At 63.7% G+C, this 19,412-nt stretch carries 20 protein-coding genes; 5 read left to right on the forward strand and 15 right to left on the reverse strand.

Annotation, left to right across the window (positions count from 1 at the left end; genetic code table 11):
* Positions 1 to 12: 12 nt before the first annotated feature.
* Positions 13 to 1,146, forward strand: a complete 1,134-nt coding sequence (locus tag K1177_RS08920; RefSeq protein ID WP_224702944.1) for an NADH:flavin oxidoreductase/NADH oxidase — start codon at positions 13 to 15, stop codon at positions 1,144 to 1,146.
* 143 nt (positions 1,147 to 1,289) lie between these two features.
* Positions 1,290 to 1,727 (forward strand): hypothetical protein, encoded by a 438-nt coding sequence (locus tag K1177_RS08925; protein ID WP_224702945.1) that lies wholly within the window; start codon positions 1,290 to 1,292, stop codon positions 1,725 to 1,727.
* A 13-nt stretch (positions 1,728 to 1,740) separates the two neighbouring features.
* Here the strand turns inward: K1177_RS08925 and K1177_RS08930 are convergent, their stop codons facing one another.
* From K1177_RS08930 to K1177_RS08950, 5 genes are all read right to left on the reverse strand, one after another.
* Positions 1,741 to 3,672 carry a potassium transporter Kup gene (locus K1177_RS08930; RefSeq protein ID WP_224702946.1) on the reverse strand — a complete coding sequence of 644 codons (1,932 nt, stop codon included), beginning with the start codon at positions 3,670 to 3,672 and terminating at the stop codon, positions 1,741 to 1,743.
* Between the two features lie 150 nt (positions 3,673 to 3,822).
* The gene (locus K1177_RS08935) at positions 3,823 to 4,419 is read right to left on the reverse strand and encodes an NADPH-dependent FMN reductase (RefSeq protein WP_224702947.1); all 597 of its coding nucleotides are present in this window, start codon (positions 4,417 to 4,419) and stop codon (positions 3,823 to 3,825) included.
* Positions 4,420 to 4,680: 261 nt separating this feature from the next.
* Positions 4,681 to 5,421, reverse strand: coding sequence for a pyridoxine 5'-phosphate synthase (locus tag K1177_RS08940; protein WP_224702948.1), 741 nt, complete (start codon positions 5,419 to 5,421; stop codon positions 4,681 to 4,683).
* A 209-nt stretch (positions 5,422 to 5,630) separates the two neighbouring features.
* Positions 5,631 to 6,185: an acetolactate synthase small subunit gene (ilvN, locus tag K1177_RS08945; protein ID WP_224702950.1), complete on the reverse strand. Its 555-nt coding sequence runs from the start codon at positions 6,183 to 6,185 to the stop codon at positions 5,631 to 5,633.
* Positions 6,186 to 6,206: 21 nt separating this feature from the next.
* On the reverse strand, positions 6,207 to 7,976 hold the full coding sequence (locus K1177_RS08950; RefSeq protein WP_224702951.1) for an acetolactate synthase 3 large subunit: 1,770 nt from the start codon (positions 7,974 to 7,976) through the stop codon (positions 6,207 to 6,209).
* A gap of 406 nt (positions 7,977 to 8,382) precedes the next feature.
* On the opposite strand from K1177_RS08950, the gene K1177_RS08955 reads away from it, so the two are divergent.
* On the forward strand, positions 8,383 to 9,882 hold the full coding sequence (locus K1177_RS08955) for an inorganic phosphate transporter (RefSeq protein WP_224702952.1): 1,500 nt from the start codon (positions 8,383 to 8,385) through the stop codon (positions 9,880 to 9,882).
* On the opposite strand, the gene K1177_RS08960 is transcribed toward K1177_RS08955, so the two are convergent.
* From K1177_RS08960 to K1177_RS08975, 4 genes are all read right to left on the reverse strand, one after another.
* The gene (locus K1177_RS08960; protein WP_224702953.1) at positions 9,879 to 10,340 is read right to left on the reverse strand and encodes an NUDIX hydrolase; all 462 of its coding nucleotides are present in this window, start codon (positions 10,338 to 10,340) and stop codon (positions 9,879 to 9,881) included. The genes K1177_RS08955 and K1177_RS08960 overlap by 4 nt on opposite strands.
* Before the next feature lie 151 nt (positions 10,341 to 10,491).
* A complete protein-coding gene (locus tag K1177_RS08965; RefSeq protein WP_035101027.1) occupies positions 10,492 to 10,707 on the reverse strand; it encodes a cold-shock protein in 216 nt (71 codons plus the stop codon).
* A 288-nt stretch (positions 10,708 to 10,995) separates the two neighbouring features.
* Positions 10,996 to 11,268: a glycine zipper domain-containing protein gene (locus K1177_RS08970; RefSeq protein ID WP_224702954.1), complete on the reverse strand. Its 273-nt coding sequence runs from the start codon at positions 11,266 to 11,268 to the stop codon at positions 10,996 to 10,998.
* A gap of 69 nt (positions 11,269 to 11,337) precedes the next feature.
* Positions 11,338 to 11,688, reverse strand: coding sequence for a DUF423 domain-containing protein (locus K1177_RS08975; RefSeq protein ID WP_224702956.1), 351 nt, complete (start codon positions 11,686 to 11,688; stop codon positions 11,338 to 11,340).
* Positions 11,689 to 11,816: 128 nt separating this feature from the next.
* Here K1177_RS08975 and K1177_RS08980 point away from each other — a divergent pair, with 128 nt between their 5' ends.
* Entirely contained in the window at positions 11,817 to 13,232 is a 1,416-nt protein-coding gene (locus tag K1177_RS08980) for an MATE family efflux transporter (RefSeq protein ID WP_224702958.1), read from the forward strand.
* Here the strand turns inward: K1177_RS08980 and miaA are convergent.
* The gene (gene miaA / locus K1177_RS08985; RefSeq protein ID WP_224702960.1) at positions 13,229 to 14,107 is read right to left on the reverse strand and encodes a tRNA (adenosine(37)-N6)-dimethylallyltransferase MiaA; all 879 of its coding nucleotides are present in this window, start codon (positions 14,105 to 14,107) and stop codon (positions 13,229 to 13,231) included. The two genes, K1177_RS08980 and miaA, sit on opposite strands and share 4 nt — an antisense overlap.
* Positions 14,108 to 14,131: 24 nt before the next feature.
* On the opposite strand from miaA, the gene serB reads away from it, so the two are divergent.
* Positions 14,132 to 15,004, forward strand: a complete 873-nt coding sequence (gene serB / locus K1177_RS08990; protein ID WP_224702961.1) for a phosphoserine phosphatase SerB — start codon at positions 14,132 to 14,134, stop codon at positions 15,002 to 15,004.
* 73 nt (positions 15,005 to 15,077) lie between these two features.
* Here the strand turns inward: serB and hflC are convergent, their stop codons facing one another.
* The 5 genes from hflC to K1177_RS09015 all read right to left on the reverse strand — a co-directional run bounded on the left by hflC (position 15,078) and on the right by K1177_RS09015 (position 19,385).
* Positions 15,078 to 16,184 carry a protease modulator HflC gene (gene hflC, locus K1177_RS08995; protein ID WP_224702962.1) on the reverse strand — a complete coding sequence of 369 codons (1,107 nt, stop codon included), beginning with the start codon at positions 16,182 to 16,184 and terminating at the stop codon, positions 15,078 to 15,080.
* A gap of 3 nt (positions 16,185 to 16,187) precedes the next feature.
* Entirely contained in the window at positions 16,188 to 17,291 is a 1,104-nt protein-coding gene (hflK, locus tag K1177_RS09000; RefSeq protein ID WP_224702963.1) for an FtsH protease activity modulator HflK, read from the reverse strand.
* Between the two features lie 62 nt (positions 17,292 to 17,353).
* Positions 17,354 to 17,878, reverse strand: a complete 525-nt coding sequence (locus tag K1177_RS09005) for a dihydrofolate reductase (RefSeq protein ID WP_224702964.1) — start codon at positions 17,876 to 17,878, stop codon at positions 17,354 to 17,356.
* Positions 17,875 to 18,357 carry a GNAT family N-acetyltransferase gene (locus K1177_RS09010; RefSeq protein ID WP_396119822.1) on the reverse strand — a complete coding sequence of 161 codons (483 nt, stop codon included), beginning with the start codon at positions 18,355 to 18,357 and terminating at the stop codon, positions 17,875 to 17,877. The genes K1177_RS09005 and K1177_RS09010 overlap by 4 nt, the downstream gene beginning before the upstream one ends.
* A 14-nt stretch (positions 18,358 to 18,371) precedes the next feature.
* Positions 18,372 to 19,385: a DUF4424 domain-containing protein gene (locus K1177_RS09015; RefSeq protein ID WP_224702966.1), complete on the reverse strand. Its 1,014-nt coding sequence runs from the start codon at positions 19,383 to 19,385 to the stop codon at positions 18,372 to 18,374.
* Between the last annotated feature and the right edge of the window lie 27 nt (positions 19,386 to 19,412).

The following is a 19,412-nucleotide window of genomic DNA, read 5'->3' on the forward strand; positions in this document are numbered from 1 at the left end:
TCGAGCGTCTTTATGTCCGTATTGTTCTCGCCTGCCACGCTGCGTGGCCTCACGCTGCGCAACCGCACGGTTGTCGCCCCCATGTGCCAGTACTCTGCCCGGCACGGCGTGGCCAATGACTGGCACCTGGTCCATCTCGGGCGCTTCGCCATCGGCGGCTTTGGCCTGGTCATTCTCGAGGCAACCGGCGTGACGGCCGAGGGCCGCATTTCCTATGCCGATCTCGGCCTGTGGCAGGACGAGCAGATCGCGCCCCTCGCCCGCATCGTCGACTTCCTGCACAGCCAGGGCGCCGCTGCCGGTATCCAGCTGGCCCATGCCGGCCGCAAGGCCTCGACGCCGGTGAGCTGGAACGACATCCCCAACATGACCGAGGCCGAGCGCGCCGCCGTGGCCTATGAGCACTGGACGCCTGTCGCCCCCAGCGCCGTCTCCCATGATCCCAACAATCCCGACTACCAGGTGCCCCACGCGCTCGACAAGGCCGAGATCAAGGCAGTCGTCGATGCCTTTGCCGCTGCCGCCGTCCGCGCCAACCAGGCCGGCTTCGACACCGTCGAGATCCATGCGGCGCACGGCTACCTGCTCAACCAGTTCCTCTCGCCGCTGGCCAACAAACGCACGGACGAATATGGCGGCAGCCGCGAGAACCGCATGCGCATCGTTCTCGAAGTGGCCGAGGCGGTGCGTGCCGTCTGGCCGATGGACAAGCCCCTTCTCGCCCGCTTGTCGGTGACCGACTGGCACCCTGAAGGCTGGCAGGTCGAAGACAGCGTGGCGCTGGCGCGCGAACTCAAGGCGCGTGGCGTCGACGCGATCGACTGCTCGAGCGGTGGCTTCGACGGCGCCCGCATCGAAGCGATCGAGAATTACCAGGTGCCCCTGTCGCGTGCGGTGCGCGATGGTGCCGACATCCCGACCATGGCGGTTGGCCTGCTGGGCGATCCGCAGGGCGCCGAAGATATTGTTGCCAAGGGCGATGCCGATTTCGTCGCCCTGGCGCGAGGCGCCCTGGACGACCCGAACTGGGCCGTCCACGCCAACCACGAACTTGGCGCGACCAGCTATGACCTCTGGCCGGTGCAGACCGACCGGGTCAGCAGCCGCGACCGCTCGCTCGGCCTGCGGCAGTTTGCCAAGGCCTGACAGTCAGCGGGCCGGCGTTCGCGCCGGCCCCAGCCCTGCCGAAATGTGATCTTCGGGCAACGCAATCTTGCCGCTTTGCCCACCGAGACTTGTCTGAAGACGATTCAGTCACCAGCTGGATGATGCACGAGGGAGTGTGTTGCATGGATACCAAGGCTGCTATCATCGCTTTGTTGACCTGCTGGGGGGTTGGTGCAGCCACGGTTGTGCCGACCATCGCGCAGGACAGCCAGGACGCAGACGACATCAATGATGACGACAGCGACAATGCCAATCCACTGCTGAACAAGGTCTGGGTGCAGGCCAATGCGGACGCCGGTCAGCCCGGCCCGATGCAGATCTTCCTCGCCGACGGCACACTGGTCAGCGACAGCTGCTGGGAGACCTATCGCCTCTCCAAGTGGCAGCAGGTGTCTGATTCAGCGATCAGCTGGGACGAGGATGGCATGACGATCAATGCCGACATCGCCAGCCTCAGCGCCACCGAACTGGTGCTCAACCTCAAGCTGGGCAGTGAAGTGCAGGAATTGCGCTACACCACCGCCAGCGTTCCCTACCTCTGCCCAGACATGGTCAAGTAGCCCCCGCCGGGGACTACAGCACCACCTGCGTGCCAATCTCGACCACCCGACCGGTCGGAATGTGGAAATATTCTGTCGCGTCGCTGGCGTTCTTGGCCAGGCGCGTGAACAGCCGGTCCTGCCAGAACCGCAGCGGATTGCCGGGCTTGGGACCTGGCTTGAGGGATCGGCGCGACAGGAAGAACGAGGTCGACATGATGTCGAACTTCCAGCCCAGCTTGCGACCGAGGGCCAGAGCCTTGGGAATATTGGGCGTTTCCATATAGCCAAAGGTCACCACAACGCGGCTGAACAACTCGTTGTAGGAATCGATGGTGACCTTCTCGTCGTCGGCCACACGCGGCGAGGCTGACGTGCGCACGGTCAGGATCACGTTCTGCTCATGCAGCACCTTGTAGTGCTTGAGGCTGTGCAGCAGTGCAGTCGGCGCGCCCTCGATGTCGCTGGTCAGGAACACGGCTGTGCCCGGCACGAGGGTTGGTTTCTTCTTGGACAGATTATCGACCAGGAACTGCAGCGGCACTTCGTCACGCCGGGTCTTTTCGGCGAGGCGGCGACGGCCGGACATCCAGCTCCACATGATGAGCGATACCACGGCCGCGACAACGGCCGGCACCCAACCGCCCTGGAAGAGCTTGGAGGCATTGGCCGTAAAGAAACTGCCGTCGATGGCGGCAAAGACCACGCCAAAGGCGATCACAGCGGCGGGGTGCCACTTCCAGTTGCGCCACATCACCACGACCAGCAGCGACAGGGTCACCAGCATCACGCCCGACACGGCAATGCCATAGGCGTTCGACAGCGCATCGGAGCTGCCAAAGGCCAGCACCAGCATCAGCACGCCGATCATCAGCATGGTGTTGATCTGCGGCATGTAGACTTGGCCGCTCTGGGTCTCGGAGGTGTGCAGCACCATCATGCGCGGCAGCATGTTGAGGGCGATGGCCTGCTGGGTGAGGCTGTAGGTGCCCGAGATCACGGCCTGGCTGGCGATGATGGTGGCCAGCGTCGCCAGGATCACGAAGGGCAACAGCGCCCATTCGGGCTGCATCTCAAAGAACGGGCTCTCCACATTGTGCACGCCCACATCCAGCACAAACGCACCCTGGCCGAAGTAGTTGAGCAGCAGGCACGGAAACACCAGGCCGAACCACGCCAGCACGATCGGCTTGCGGCCAAAGTGGCCCAGATCGACGTAGAGGGCCTCGGCACCGGTAACAGCCAGAAAAATGGCGCCGATGACCACAAAGGCGATGCCGATGTGGGTGAACAGGAACTCCAGGCCCAGCAGCGGATTGATCGCCAGCAGCACGGTGGGATTGCCCACGATGTGCACGAGGCCGGAAAAGCCCAGGGTCAGGAACCACACCGCCGTCACCGGGCCGAACACGATCGACACCTTGGCGGTGCCGAATCGCTGCACGAAGAAGACGCCCAGGATGATGACCAGGGTAATGGGCACCACCCAGCGCTCCATGCCGGGCGCCACCAGGCGCAGGCCCTCGACGGCCGACAACACCGACACGGCCGGCGTGATGATGGCATCGCCATAGAACATGGCGGCGCCCATGACGCCGAGCACCATGATCCATACAGGCGGATTGGTGAAAGTCTTGCGCGCCAGCGCCATCAGCGACAGCGTGCCGCCTTCCCCGTTGTTGTCGGCCCGGGTGACGAAGAACACATATTTGATCGCCACGGTCAGGGTCAGCGCCCAGACGATGAGCGAGAGCAGGCCCAGAATCTCGGTTGTACTCTCGGCCGCGCCGGGGCGCACATGCATCGCCTGGCGGAACGCATAGATCGGGCTGGTACCGATATCGCCATACACCACGCCAATAGCGCCCAGCGCCAGCAGCGGCAGGTCTTTGTTGGAATGGGCGTGGCTGTTTTCGTGGCTCGCATCGACGCCGACTTTATCGTCGGCCGAATTCGTCTGCGTCATGAACCCGGTGCTCTCTTGGTAAAGGCGGGGGCGGCTATACACCCCCAGACCGTCTCACACAACCGCTAGCGTCCACAATGACCAAACCAACAGGGGTCGCCCTTGCGGACGACCCCTGCTGGTAAACGAGACTTGGAGGTCTTCGTAAGCTTATTTGGCGTCGGCAGCGCGGGCTGCCTTGGCGGCATTGCCCCACCAGACCAGCTGCTCGAGCATGTCGTTGGCGCCGGCGCCGATCGAGCCTTCGATCTCCGAGATCGGCTTGTTCTGCTGGCCAAGGGGATGGACGGCGAAGAAGTCGGCACCACCGATGTGGACGGCCGAGCGGGTCGAGACCATCTGCAGCTCAACGCCGATGCCGCGCAGGTGCTCGGCAGCGCGTGCAGCGCCAACAGTGCCGTAGCCGACGATGCCGAAGGCCTTCTTGTTCCACTCGACATAGGCCTGATCGAGGGCGTTCTTGAGGGCGCCGGTGATCGAGCGATTGTATTCCGCGATCACGAAGATGAAGCCGTCGAACTCACCGATCTTCTTCTGCCAGGCAACGGCCTGCGGGTTCTGCGAGGGCATCCAGGCATTGGACGCCATTTCGTCAAAGAACGGCAGGTTGAAGTCGCGCAGATCAACGATCTCGGCTTCGATATTGGGATTGGCGTTGGCCTTTTCCAGGATCCACTGTGCCGGCTTGTCGCCGAAGCGGGTCGGACGGGTGGACGAGATGATGACGCCAATCTTGAGTTTGGACATTGAAGCCCTCCTTGGTAACAAATCGTAACTGAGGCGATATAAGTGACCCAGAAGACTTGTCGCAAGGGGGCACGAAACTGTGGTGCGGCAACAGTTGCCTGCCTAGGTCACAGCTATGTAACCATAGGAGAAATATGGGATTTTTGCGTCAGAAGGGTGGAAAGGCCTGGGCATTGGACCGGCTAGCCACAACCAGCTAACGCACTGTTCATCGCGGCGCACCAATCAGGCTGCGACGAACCGGCGATGGGGCCGCGGCATTTACTGCAAGGCGGCGATATAGGCTTTCACGGCCGGGCCGAACCCCATCAGCAAGGCATCTGCCGTCAATCCGTGGCCGATGGACACTTCTTCGACACCGGGCACCGCCGCCTGGAAGGCCGGCAGATTGGCCAGTGTCAGATCGTGCCCGGCATTGACCCCCAGCCCGACGGCATGGGCAGCGCGGGTCGTCTCCGCCAGGGCAGCCAGCTCATATTCAGCCCGGTCTGGATCGGCATAGCAGCCGCCATAGGGACCGGTATAAAGTTCGATGCGATCGGCGGCCGTAGCCTTGGCCGCGGTGACGCCGGCCGCGCCCGCATCGGGATCACAAAACAGCGAGACACGGGCGCCGCTGGCCTTGAGGGCCTGCACGGCCCGCGCCAGCAGGATGGTCTGCCCACGGAAATCCCAGCCATGGTCCGACGTCGGCTGCTCAGGACTGTCGGGCACCAGCGTAGCCTGATGCGGCCGGACTTCGGCAATCAGCGCCATGAACTCGTCGGACGGATAGCCCTCGATATTGAACTCGGCATGGGGATATTCGCTGGCCAGGAGCGCTGCGAGATCGAAGACGTCGGTGCGGCGAATGTGGCGTTCATCAGGTCTGGGATGCACGGTGATGCCGCTCGCGCCTGCGTCAAGAACGACACGGGCGATGCCAACCACGCTGGGCCAGGGCAGGTCACGACGATTGCGCAGTTGCGCGACCGCATTGAGATTGACGGACAACAGGGTCATGAGCACACCGCCTTTGCAAACGGGAGATCACTACACCACCAGCTCCTCCGGACCCAACCAGCATTTTTGATGGTGGCCATCGCAATCGATGATTGCACGCTAGGCCATAGACATGGAGGCTTTCGTGCAATCGCCGGGCGTCTTTGAATCGAATGCGCTGCAAAGGACGAACGGCGGCGCCAATAGGGTACCGCCGTTCGCAAGATAGACTACATGCCCTGCGGGCCGCGCGAAATGGCCGCCAGGCCCGTGCGCACCACTTCAACAAGCCCAAGGGGCTGCATCAGCGCGATGAAGCTGTCGATCTTGGCCGGCTTGCCGGTCACCTCGAACACAAAGCTCTCAACCGACGCATCCACGATCTGGGCGCGGAAGGCATCGGCCAGGCGCAGCGTCTCGGCGCGATGGTCGCCCGAGCCGGCCACCTTGATCAGCGCCAGTTCGCGCTCAAGCGAGGCGCCCTCGGCCGTCAGGTCATGCACCTTGTGCACCGGCACCAGGCGCTCGAGCTGCAGCTTGATCTGCACCAGCACCCGTGGGGTGGCAATCACGACAACGGTGATGCGACTAAGTCGCCGGCCGTGTTCGGTCTCGCTGACAGTCAGGCTCTCGATATTGTAGCCGCGCGCCGAGAACAGGCCGACGACCCGGGCGAGAATGCCCGGCTCATTGTCGACCAGCACCGAGAGGGTATGGCGCTCGATCTCCTGGGTTTCCTTGGTCAGGAAATAGGCCGAACCCGTAGGCTGCAGATGTGCGTTCATGTCTGTTCTCCCTGCAGCGCCCTAGACGAGCTGCCGTCCCTTCTCGTCGATGATGTCCCCGATATTGGCCGTATCGGGCAGGATGATTTCATTGTGCGGCTTGCCCGACGGGATCATCGGCAGGCAGTTCTCGTCCTTTTCCACGATGACGTCGAACAGCACCGGGCCGTCGTAGTCGAGCATTTCGGCAATCGCGGCATCGAGCTCTGCCGGGCTTTCGCAGCGAATGCCCTTGCCGCCATAGGCTTCGGCCAGCTTGACGAAGTCAGGCAGCGATTCCGAATAGGAATGTGCATAGCGGCTGCCATGCAGCAGATCCTGCCACTGCCGCACCATGCCCATGCGCTCGTTGTTGAGGATGAACACCTTGATCGGCAGGCGGTACTGCACGGCCGTGGACAGCTCCTGCATGGTCATCTGCACGCTGGCCTCGCCGGCAATGTCGATCACCAGCGCATCGGGATGGGCCACCTGCACGCCGACGGCGGCCGGCAGGCCATAGCCCATGGTGCCCAGCCCGCCCGAGGTCATCCAGCGGTTTGGCTTGTCGAAGTGGAAGTGCTGGGCCGCCCACATCTGGTGCTGGCCAACTTCGGTGGTGATGTAGACATCCTTGGCCTGCTTGCGGGTCGCCTCATAGAGACGCTCGATGGCATATTGCGGCTTGATGGTGGTGTCCGAGTTCTTGTAGCCGAGCGAATTGACCGCGCGCCACTTCTCGATCTGCTTCCACCACGGCGCGATGGCCTCGGTGCGCGGCTGGTTGGTCTTGCTGCGCCACACGCGCACCATTTCCGAGAGCACGCGCGCGCAATCGCCGATGATCGGCACGTCGACGCGCACGACCTTGTTGATCGAGCTGGGGTCGATATCGACATGGATCTTGCGGCTGTGCGGCGAGAAGGCGTCGATGCGGCCGGTGATACGGTCGTCAAAGCGCGCGCCGATGTTGATCATGACGTCGCAATCGTGCATCGCCAGATTGGCTTCGTAGGTGCCGTGCATGCCCAGCATGCCCATCCACTGCGGATTGGACGCCGGGAAGGCCCCCAGGCCCATCAGGGTCGAGGTGACCGGGAAGCCCGTCAGCTCGGCCAGTTCGCGCAGCAGATCGGACGCCTCGGGACCGGCATTGATCACGCCGCCACCGGTATAGAAGATCGGCCGTTCGGCCTTGAGCATCAGGTCAACGGCAGCCTCGATGGCGGCGCTGTCACCATCCATCTGCGGACGGTAGCTCTGGTGGCGCAGCGTTTCCATGTCGGGCTTGTAGTAGTCGCCCAGCGCGAACTGCACATCCTTGGGAATGTCGATCACCACCGGGCCGGGGCGGCCCGTGGTGGCGATCAGGAAGGCCTCGTGCATGATGCGCGGCAGGTCTTCGATGCGCTTGACCAGATAATTGTACTTGGTGCAGCTGCGGGTGATGCCGACGGTGTCGCATTCCTGGAAGGCGTCGGTGCCGATCAGCGTGGTGGGAACCTGGGCGGTGATGCAGATCATCGGGATGGAGTCCATCAGCGCATCGGTCAACCCGGTCACCGCATTGGTCGCGCCCGGCCCCGACGTCACCAGGACGATGCCCGGCTTGCCGGTCGAGCGGGCATAGCCCTCGGCCATATGGGTCGCGCCCTGCTCATGCCGCACCAGGATATGCTGGACCTGATCCTGCTGAAACATCGCGTCATAGATGGGGAGAGCCGCGCCACCGGGGTAGCCGAAAATATGCTCGACCCCATGATCGCTCAGCGCCTGGATCACCATCTCGGCGCCGGTCATCTTCTCGGCCATTGTTATCGTTCCTTCCTTGCAGTCCATTGACTTGACCCAGTCTCGTCGCGGTGGAAACCGGGCAATAAAAAAGGCCCCGTTCGGGACCTGTTTTCGGCGCACCAGCTATCGCGCGGGATGTTATCCCACGTTGCCGATGCGCCTGCTTACTACGAGAATGAGTGCCCGCACGGGACCTCTCCAACAAAAAATTCTGGGCGCATTGATAGGAGCAATGGCGCAAAGCTGTCAAGGCCTGCCGGTCCGCAACCGCATTTCCATCTTGCGCCCCGATCGAGGCCGGTTGTGTGGCGTTCCCATACCGGTTTTTCGTGGAGGACGTCTGCCAGGGCGCAAAAACACGTGGCCTCGGCGCCAGACAATGCTAAGGGCGCGGGTGACAGTTTTGTGACGGTGTGATGCCACGATGAACAAGAGCGTCCTCGACAAGGATCTGCAGCGCGTCTCCGGTCTCGAAACGGCGACGCACGATCTTTCGCGCAGGCTGGCCGCGCCCGGCATTGCGCTGGTGTTTCTGCTGGCAGTCGCCGTCTGGGCCGCGTTTATCATCACCGACGGCCCGATGAGCTATCTGGTCATCATCGCGGCAGCCATTGCCGGCTACATGGCCCTCAACGTCGGCGCCAATGACGTGGCCAACAACATGGGCCCCGCAGTCGGCTCGAAGGCCCTGACCATGGGCGGAGCGCTGGTCATTGCAGCGATATTCGAAGCAAGCGGCGCCCTGCTGGCCGGCGGCGACGTGGTCAACACCGTGGCGCGCGACCTGCTCATCGGCGAACAACTGGACGGATCAACCTTTGTCCTGGTCATGATGGCGGCGCTCCTGGCCTCTGCGCTCTGGACAAACCTCGCCACGATCATCGGCGCCCCGGTCTCGACCACCCATGCCGTGGTTGGCGGCGTGGTCGGTTCGGGCATCGCCGCCGCGGGCCTGGGCTCGGTCGCCTGGCCTGTGGTGGGCACGATCGCCGCCAGCTGGGCCATCTCCCCCGTTTTGGGCGGCATATTCGCCGCCATCCTGCTCAACATCATCCGGCACACCATCACCACGCGGGTCGACAAGATCTCCGCCGCACGCCGCTGGGTGCCCGTGCTGGTGGCGCTGATGACCGGCGTTTTCGCGATGTACCTGGCCACCAAGGGCCTCAGCCGGGTCTGGAAGCCTGGCCTGCCCGTGGTTGTCACGCTGGGGATCAGCATGTCCATCGTCGGCTGGATCATCGCCATGCCGATGGTTCGCCATCAGTCCCTGCACATCGAAAACCGCAAGAAGCACATCGCCAAGCTGTTCCGCCTGCCGCTGATCGTGGCGGCGGCGCTCCTGTCCTTTGCGCACGGCGCCAATGACGTGGCCAATGCCATCGGCCCCTTCGCGGCCATCGTGCTGACGGTGCAGACCGGGCACATGGAAGCGGCCGGCATCGCCCTGCCCCTTTGGGTCCTGATGATCGGCGCCATCGGCATTTCGCTGGGCCTGGCCCTGTTTGGCCCGCGGCTGATCCGCACCGTGGGCGAACAGATCACCAAGCTCAACGAAATCCGCGCCTATTGCGTGGCGCTGTCAGCGGCAATCACCGTGCTCGCCGCCTCCGCCCTGGGCTTGCCGGTGTCATCGACCCATATCGCTGTGGGCGCCATCTTCGGTGTTGGCTTCCTGCGCGAATATCACTCGCAGCGCGATCTCAAGCAGACGGCCGTGCCTGTCCACGCCAAGTTCGTCGATCCGGCCATGCTCAATGCTACCCCCGAAGCCGCTCTGGCCATGGAGCGCAAGCGCGAGCGGCGCCTGCTGGTGCGCCGCCAGCATGTGCTGGGCATTGTCGCGGCATGGGTCATCACCGTGCCGGCCTCGGCCGCCCTGTCCGCCATGCTTTTCGCTATTCTGCGCGTGCTGGTCCGCTAGGCCAGCACGCCGCGATTGTGCAACGCCACCACCAGTCGGCCCAGTGATGGATCGGCCAACAGCCTTCGCGCCTCGGGCAGGACGGCCCAGTGACGCAGCCGCTGGCCCATTTCCTTCCATTCCTCGAGCTGGGACTCCACCCGCAGGGGATAGATGTCCACATCCACCAGTGCCGAGCCGTTCACGCCATTGCCGGTGCGGTAGCTGCCGATTGGCGTGTCCTCGATCTGCCCGGCGACCCCGGCCTCTTCCATGGCCTCCATTGCGGCGCTTTCGGCCGCCGTCATGCCAGGCTCGATGGCGCCCTTGGGGAAAATCCAGCGCCCGGTTCGACGCGACGTGATGAGCAGGAAGGTCATGCGGCCATCGACGATCGAATAGGGCAAGGCGCCCGCCTGGCGCAGGCCGGGGGCAGACTCCACCACCGGGCTCCAGTTCTTGAGAAATTCGCGCATCATCAGCCGAAGCGACTCCCTGTGTTCATTGGCAAAACCATGCACTGTTCGCTGCGGCCTGTCGATGTGATCCCATGCCCCCTCGCAACGCCCGGGCCAACAAAAAAGGGCCCCGTGGGGCCCTTCGAACGCGCTGAACAGAAGATCGAGGATCTTAGCTGAGCAGGGTCAGATTGGTCGCCGACACCTTGCCGTCACGGCCGGTCTCGAGCTCGTAGGTCACCTTGTCGCCTTCATACAGGCCCTGCAGGCCCGAACGCTGAACAGCCGAGATGTGGACGAAAGCATCCTTCTCGCCGTTCTCGGGCGAGATGAAGCCGAAGCCCTTGGTGGTGTTGAAGAATTTGACGGTACCGGTGATGGTAGCCATGGAACTCAGTCCTCACGAAGTGGTCGCCGCTGCAGCGGCTAACGGTTGAAAACGGACCAGATAAAAGTCCGGCCTAACGATTCACAAATCAGGAGATAGCCAAGTTCCCGGTCAGACCGGTCGTTCAGATAGCACGAGACAGTGTCGTAGGCCTAAAATATGGCGGCTATCTTCTAGAAATTCAAGACGTTTCACGGCCCAAAGCAAACGCCCGGCCTGGGGACTTGTCCAGGCCGGGCGCATCTTCAATTAGTGTGGCATCGACACAACATCGTGCCGGAGCCCGTCTTAGCCACGCGGGCAGGTGTCGCGGTAGCGGCTGCCATCGGCGCGCTGGTACACGCAGATATTGTTGCTGCCATCAACGCGGCCAACCATGCTGCCGGCAGCAGCGCCGACAACACCGCCAACACCGGCGCCCACAGCAGTACCGAGCACGGTGCCCGTGGTGGCCGCGCCAACAATGGCACCGGCGCCAGCGCCGACAGCAGCGCCCTGCTGGGTGGTGGTGCAGGCAGCAAGGGAAAGAACGGTGGCGGCGAGGATCAAAATCTTGTGCATGGTGGTACTCCCGTTAATACAGTCCGGGCACCTTGCCCCACTGCTTGTTTATTAACAAATCACATCACGCTAGAAAGAGCCGGTTTTGTGGCGGCCAGCCACAATTGCTGTAAAAGCCAGCAAAACCCAGGCGATAATCATCGCCCCGCCCCCAATGGGCGCCGCCAGTGGAAACAGGCTGTGTCCCAGCCATTCGCGCGTGGCCAGGTCAGCCGCAAACAGGCCCGTCCCCGCCGCCAGCAGCAATCCGGCCCGCGTCAGCCACGTCGACCCGGCATAGAGCGCCAGGGCCAGCAACGCCGGCCCGTGTGACAGACACACGCTCGCAATGGCCGCGAGATTGCGCGATTCCCCGGTGTGAGACGCGGCGGCCGCAGCCATGACGCCGATCGCGCCAGTCAACCCCGCCATGGCCAGCATTACGCGCCGGCCAATGTTCATGCCTGTATCGGCCATCGCTTTCCGTCCCTTGTCCAACTGGGCAGCCCGCCCTTCCACCCCGGGGCAGATTCGGCTAGAGCATCTCGTTGCGAGTAGGACATTTTATCATGATCGAGCAAGAACAGGTTGCGCCGGCAGGCGCGACCCGACGCCCCCTTGTCGCCCTGAGCTGGGCCGAGGAACTGCGCGCGACACTGGCCCTGGCCTGGCCGCTGGTGATTGCCCAACTGGCCCAGAACGCCCTGACCACCACTGACGTCATCATGACGGGCTGGCTCGGGCCGCAGTTTCTGGCTGGCGGCACGCTGGCCTCCACCTTCCTGATGCCCTTCCTGGTGCTGGGCTTCGGCATTGTCGGCGCGGTATCGCCGCTGGTGGCGCAGGCGCGCGGTGCCCGTGACATCAAGGCGGTGCGGCGCGTGGTCCGTCAGGGCCTGTGGGCTGCCATCGCCATTGCAGCGGTGCTGGTGCCCATCCTCTGGCAGGTCAAACCCATCTTTGCCGCGCTCGGCCAGAACCCGGACACCACGGCGCTGGCCGAGAGCTATGTGCATATTGCCGTCTGGATGTTTTTCCCGGCCCTGGGCATTGCCGCATTGCGCTCGCTGCTGTCGGCTTTTGACTCCACCCGCATCATTTTGGTCATCACGGTGGGAGGCGTCGTCTTCAATGCCGCGGTCAACTACGTCTTGATCTTCGGCCATTTCGGCTTTCCACGCCTCGAATTGGCAGGCTCGGCCGTTGCCACGGTGTTGACCAACGCCCTGATGTTTGCGGCCATGCTGACCTATGTGCTGCGCCACCGCCGCTTCAAGCGCTTCCACATCCTGATCCGCTTCTGGAAGCCGGATTGGGCGCGCTTCCGCGAAATTTTCCGCATCGGCACCCCCATCGGGCTGACCGTGCTGGCCGAAGTGAGTCTGTTCACTGCCGCAGCCTTGCTCATGGGCCTGCTCGGCACCGACGAGGTGGCGGCCCACGCCGTGGCCCTGCAGACGGCCTCCATGGCCTTCATGGTGCCGCTGGGCCTCGGCATTGCAGCCACGGTGCGCGTTGGCGTCGCCTATGGCCGTGGCGATCCCGAGGGCATCCGCAAGGCCGGCTGGACCGGGCTGGCGCTGGGCACCGGCTTCATGGCCCTGACCTGCGTGCTGTTCCTCACCCTGGGTCCATGGATCGTCTCGCTGTTCCTCGACCCACGCTCGCCGGACAATACCAACGCCATTGTCCTGGCCGCGACCTATCTGGTTGTTGCCGGCGTGTTCCAGATCGCCGATGGCGCCCAGGTGGTGGCTGCGCACGCCCTGCGGGGCCTCAGCGATACCAAGATCCCGATGCTGGTCGCCATCATCGGCTATTGGGTCGTCGGCCTGCCGGTCGGCTATCTGCTGGGCTTTGTGGTCGGCTGGCGGGGCCTGGGCATCTGGATCGGGCTGGCAGCGGGCCTCGCCGCCGTGGCCGTGGTGCTGGTGACGCGCTTTGCCATGCGCGAGCGGCTGGGCCTGTTGCGCGCCCGGACCTAGACCAGCACGCGGCGCGGCCAATCGCCGAAGCGGTTGCGGAACCAGGTCCGCTGCCGCTTGGCATATTGCTGGGTGGCAATGGTGGCCAGCGTCACCGCCTCCGATTCCGCCAGGCGGCCGGCCTGCCAGTCGGCAATCTCGCGCACGCCGATGGCTTTCATCACCGGCAGGCCGGGATCGAGCTCAAGCGCCATCAGCGCCGCGACTTCCTCCACCGCGCCGCTGCGCATCATGGCTGCAAAGCGCTGCGCAATGCGCTGGCGCAGCACCATGCGGTCCGGATCGAGCACCATGCGCTCGACGTCGAAATCGTTGAGCACGCCCGCCTGCTTGTCATCCTGGAAGCTGGACAATGTCCGGCCCGTCGCCCGCTTGACGGCAATGGCGCGGATCAGCCGCTGCGGATCGGCCACCTTGAGACGTTCCGCCGCCTGCGGATCTTCCTGCTGCAGCAGCGCCAGCCGCCCGGCCGCATCGAGCCCGGCAATCTCGGCCTGCACCGCCATTGTCAGCGCCTCGGGCACCTCGGGAATATCGGCAAAGCCATTGAGCAGCGCATCGAAATAGAGCCCGGTGCCGCCCACGAACAGCAGCGGCGCATCGCCCGTGTCGGCTATGATCGCGGTCACTTCATCCAGCCATTGGCCGGTGGAGAAGCGCGTTGCGGCCGGCACCGTGCCATAGAGCCGATGGTCAGCCTGGAGCATTTCGTGCGGCGCTGGCCGTGCCGTAATCACGCAAAGCGTGTCATAGACCTGCATGGAATCGGCGTTGATGATCACCGCGTCCTGCGCCCGCGCCATCTCAAGCGCCAACGCCGACTTGCCGCTGGCAGTCGGACCCGCTATCAGGACGGCGCGCCTGCGGCCTTTCACCCTTTTCCTCCCCGAGTAGACCACATGCCGGTTCTCTGCCTTATCGCCGATCCCGCCGATTCCGAACTCGACCCTGCCCTGGCGGCGGCGGTGGTAGAGGAAACCGGTGGTGAGCTCAACTGGCTCAATCACGGCATTGCCTGCGAGATCATCGAGCCGAAGTCAACCGATGCGCTCAATCTGGCGCGCCAGGTGATCGGTACCCGCCGCGTCGACGCCGCGCTCGTCCCGACGGAAGGACGCCGCAAACCCGTTCTCGTGGCCGACATGGATTCCACCATGATCAACCAGGAGTGCATCGACGAACTGGCCGCCGCTCTGGGCATCAAGGAACAGGTTGCCGAGATCACCGACCGGGCCATGCGCGGCGAGCTGGATTTCGAAGCCGCCCTCGACACCCGCGTCGCCCTGCTCAAGGGCCTTGAGCGCAAGGTGATCGAGGAAGTCCGCCGCGAACAGATTACCCTGGCCCCCGGTGGCCGCGCGCTGATCCAGACCATGAAGGCCTATGGCGCCTATACCGCGCTGGTGTCGGGCGGCTTCACCTTCTTTGCCGACTTCTTTGCCAAGCGCATCGGCTTTGACGAAGCGATCGCCAATGTCCTCGAGTTTGATGGCGACCGGCTCACCGGCACCGTCACCAAGCCCATCGTCGACAAGAGCACCAAGCGGCAGCGCCTTGAGGCCCTGGCCGCCGAGCGCAACCTGCCCATGAGCCGCACCATGGCCGTCGGCGACGGCGCCAATGATCTCGACATGATCCGTGTTGCCGGCTTTGGCGTGGCCCTGCATGCCAAGCCTGCGGTCGCGGCCGAGGCCGGCATCCGCATCGACCATGGTGATTTGACCGCCCTGCTCTATCTGCAGGGCTATACCGACGAAGACATCGTTCGCTAGGCGCCCAGCGCCTAAAATGAGAAAGCCGGCGCAGTTCCCTGCGCCGGCTTTTTTCTGTCTGGCGTCGACGTGCTTACTGGGCAGGCGTCGTCGCCGGTTCAGGCGCCGGGACCGGCTCGGCCTCGGCCGGCTCGGGCACATCGGTGCCCACTGTCGGCGTCAGCTGCGAACCATCCTGCAGCGTCATGGTCGGCGCAGCCGTGTCCTCGATGCCCAGCCCGTCGAGAGCCGGACCGGCCTCGGCCGGCGCCGTCATCGGCGTTGCTGTCGGCTGGATCGGCGCAGCCGGGTTTGGCGTGGCCTCAGGCAGCGTGCCGTTGGAGCCGAAGTAGCGGAAGAATTCGCTTTCCGGCGACAGCACCATGGTGGTGCCAGTGCCCGGCAGCGCCTTCCGATAGGCCTGCATGGAGCGGTAGAACTCGAAGAATTCCGGGTTCTGTCCATAGGCCGCCGCGAACAGACGGTTCCGCTCGGCGTCACCGGTACCGCGGATGATTTCCGCATCGCGGGTTGCCGCGGCCACGATTTCCACCGACTGGCGGTCAGCAATAGCACGCAGGGACTGGGCCTGTTCCTGGCCACGGGCACGCAGCAGCGCCGCCTCGGCCAGACGTTCGGCGCGCATGCGCTCGAAGGTGGTTGCCGACACATCGGCGTCGAGATCGGTGCGCAGGATGCGCACGTCCACCACGTCAATGCCGAGCTCGGCCAGATCCGGACGGATCAGGTCGCGCACTTCCTGCATCATCTGCGCACGCTGCTCGGACAGGGCAGCGTTGAATTCGCGCAGGCCGTAGACCTCTCGCAGCGCGGAGTCGAGGCTGGCGCCGATACGATCTTCGGCAACCGACAACTGGCCGGTGGCACGTTCACGGAACAGGCGCGGGTCGGAGATGCGATAGGTCAGGAACGCATCCACCTGGTAGAAGGCGTTGCCCGAAACCTGGACGCGCATATTGGCAATGTCATAGCGCAGCAGGCGATCCTCGATGATCTGCACGCTGTCCACGATATCGGTCGGCACCTTGAAGTAGATGCCCGGTTCCTTGTGCACGTCGGTAATCTGGCCGAAGCGCATGACAATGGCCTGTTCGCGCTCGTCCACGATGTAGAGCGAGGAGAACACCACATAGAGTGCGCCCAGGATGAGGACGCCGATGATGATCAGACGGTTTTGCATGACTTAGTTCCCCGTCGTCTGAGTGGTTTGCGCGCCGGACCGCAACTCAGGCAGCGGCAGATAGGGGATAACCCCCTGCCCGTTCTGGTCGTTCTCGATCAGCACCTTTTCGGACCCGCCGAGCACCTCTTCCATGGTTTCCAGGAACAGGCGCTTGCGCGTCACCTCGGGGGAATTGACGTATTCGGCATAGACGGCGTTGAAGCGCTCGGCCTCACCGGTTGCTTCCTGCACCACGCGGTTGGTGTAGGCGGCGGCATCTTCACGCAGGGCTGCCGCACGACCGCGGGCATCGCCCAGCAGCGTATTGGCATAGGAGCGGGCTTCTTCCTGCAGGCGCGTCTCGTCCTGGCGCGCACGCTGGACTTCATTGAACGCGTCGATCACTTCGGCCGGCGGGCCGGCGTTTTCGATCAGCACCTGGCTGACATTGACGCCCAGGCCATAGCTCTGGAGGATCGCCTGGGTGATCGAGAGCACCTCGGCCGACACGCCGCTACGGTCATCACTGTAGATGTCCTGCGCCGGACGGCGGCCAACCACCTCGCGCATCGCGCTTTCGGCTGCGAAGCGGACCATGGATTCCTGGTCGCGGACGTTGAACAGATACTGGACGGGATCGTTGATCGCCCAGAATACCGAAAACTGGACATTGACGATATTCTGGTCGCCCGACAGCATCAGCCCGTCGCCGGACGCATTGCTGCGCGCGGAGCCGCTGGCATCGGCCACGCCGATCTGGGTCTGGTTGACGGTGGTCACCACGCGCTCAACCGTTTCGACCGGCCACAGGTGGAAGTGCAGGCCCGGCAAAGACAGTTCCGGCTTGGGCGTACCAAAGCGCAGCTCCACGCCCACTTCCTGCGGGTCGATGGTGTAGATGCTGTTCATGCCCCAGAACGCCAGCAGCGCCAATGCGCCGCCAATCAGCGCCCAGCGCCCACCGGGCAAACCGCCCCGGAACTGGTCGCGGCCGCGATTGAGAATATCTTCGAGATTGGGCGTGTTGCCGCCGGGCCGTCGCGGTCCACCGCCGCCACCGGGTGCTTGCCCCCAGGGGCCGCCATTGTTGCGGCCACCTCCGCCTCCGTTATTCTCCCACGGCATCGCGTCCCTTTCGGATAATTATAACATCAGTACCGACATATATAGGTAAGCCGGACACACGATCAATGCGCGGCAGGCGTTCGGCGGGCGTACACATTGACGCGGTAGGGCGCGTCGTCCTTTTCGCTCGGCGTCACCTCAGGCGTCTCGATGACTTCCCAGACCGCCGGATCGATCGAAGGAAAGCGCACATCGCCCGCTGGCGCCAGCTCGATATGGGAGACATAGAGCCTGTCGGCGCGCCCCATCAGTTGCGCATAGATCTCGCCGCCGCCAATGATCATGACCTCGTCCACACCATCGGCTTCGGCCACGGCCCTGGCCCGCTGGAGCGCCTCGTCGATGCTCGGCACCACGATCACCCCCTCGGGCTGATAGCCGGGCTGGCGCGTGATGACGATATTGGTGCGGCCGGGCAGCGGCCGGCCCACGGTCTCGTATTGCTTGCGTCCCATGACCACCGGCTTGCCCATCGTGGTCCGACGGAAGAACTGCATGTCCGAGGGAATGCGCCAGGGAATGGTCTGGTCGCTGCCGATCACCCCATTGGCCGCCACGCCGACGATCATGGCTATGCGCGGGCTCATGCGGCCCCCAGTTTCAGCAGGGCATCGCCGTCAACGCGCACCTTGGTCCATTCGTCCTGCATCACGCCGCCCTGTGACTTGTAGAAGTCGATCGATGGCTCGTTCCAGTCCAGCACCCACCATTCGAAACGCCCCAGCCCCTCGGCGACGCAGCGCCGCGCCAGATGCACCAGCAGGGCCTTGCCGATCCGCCGCCCACGCTGGCCGGGGTCGACATAAAGGTCTTCCAGCCAGATGCCATGCCGGCCTTGGAAGGTCGAATAGGTATAGAACCAGAGCGCAAAACCCACCGGTTCGCCGTCCCATTCGGCAATCTCGCAGAACACCTTGGGATCAGCGCCAAAGAGATCGCGCGTAATGTCCGCCTCGGTTGCCTTGGCCTCGTGGCTGAGCTTTTCATATTCCGCCAGGGCGGCGATGAACGCGACGATCTGCGCGGCATCGCCGGCCACAGCGGGGCGGATAGTCAAGCCTGTCACGGTCGGCATCCCTCCTATTGGTCCATCTCGGGACTATAGTTAAGAATGAGGATGTCCAGCTCCTTGTCGGGCCAGAAATTCTCCGCCGTCATCTCAAAGGTGGTCGGACCCGTCTTGGTGACATTGTCACCGCAGAAGGACACGAAATTCTTGGGGTCGCCCTTGTCGACCACAAGGCGGAATTTCTCGATGCCATTGCCGGCCCAATTGCCGCCCGTGGTCAGGATGTAGGAGATCCAGCTCTCGGTATAGGGCGCCGACCAGGGCTCGTCGGGGTTCTTGAGCTTGCTGCGTATCGCCTTGAGGAAACTGTCGTCCGTACAGTATTTCGTCGCGTATTCCCGCGCAGGGTCATAATTGTCATAGGGCTCGCCAAGGAACGACACACCCACGGTACCGCCCACGCTGGGCTTGTAGCGATGGACGACGGTCACCGTCTCGCCCGCCGGGAACGTCGCTTCCCAGGTATAGGTCGCCCGATAGGTCCAGCCCGGGAAATAGTGCTTCTTCATGCCCTGCCCGTCGTCATATTCGTCGGGCGTGATCATTCCCAAATGCAGCAGCCGCGCCTGGCTCTCGGCGTCCAGCGCCTCGACGGCAGCCTGGGTTACGCCACTGATCGGCACGATCGGCAGGCCCATTTCCTTGAGCACATCGGAGCGGTCCACCCCATGGGCAATGGCATATTCATGCAGCGTCGCATTGACCGGCTTGCCGTCGAAAGTGGTCTCGAACTCAAACAGATTGTCATCCGGCCCGGACGGGAAGGCGATGGGCGAATAGAAGTTCGGCACAATGTCCGGCATGGGGAAAGCCACCAGGATGGACTGGTCGCTGCCGCTGTCGTTGCGGAATTCGTAGACCACCTTGATCTCGTCCTGGGAGATGAAGAGCTCCTCGCTCTGCATGGCAATCTCGAGATTGGTCACGAAATCGAGGCCGCCGGTCGTCAACACCGCCGAGGTGTCATTGGCGGTCGCCGGCGCAATGCATGCCAGGCCAAGAGCCAGTCCTGCCAGAAACTTCATTCTCACCCTCCACAGGTCCTCGTCCGG

Origin of the sequence: Devosia aquimaris, from assembly GCF_020169335.1 — a bacterium.
GTDB classification, from domain to species: domain Bacteria; phylum Pseudomonadota; class Alphaproteobacteria; order Rhizobiales; family Devosiaceae; genus Devosia; species Devosia aquimaris.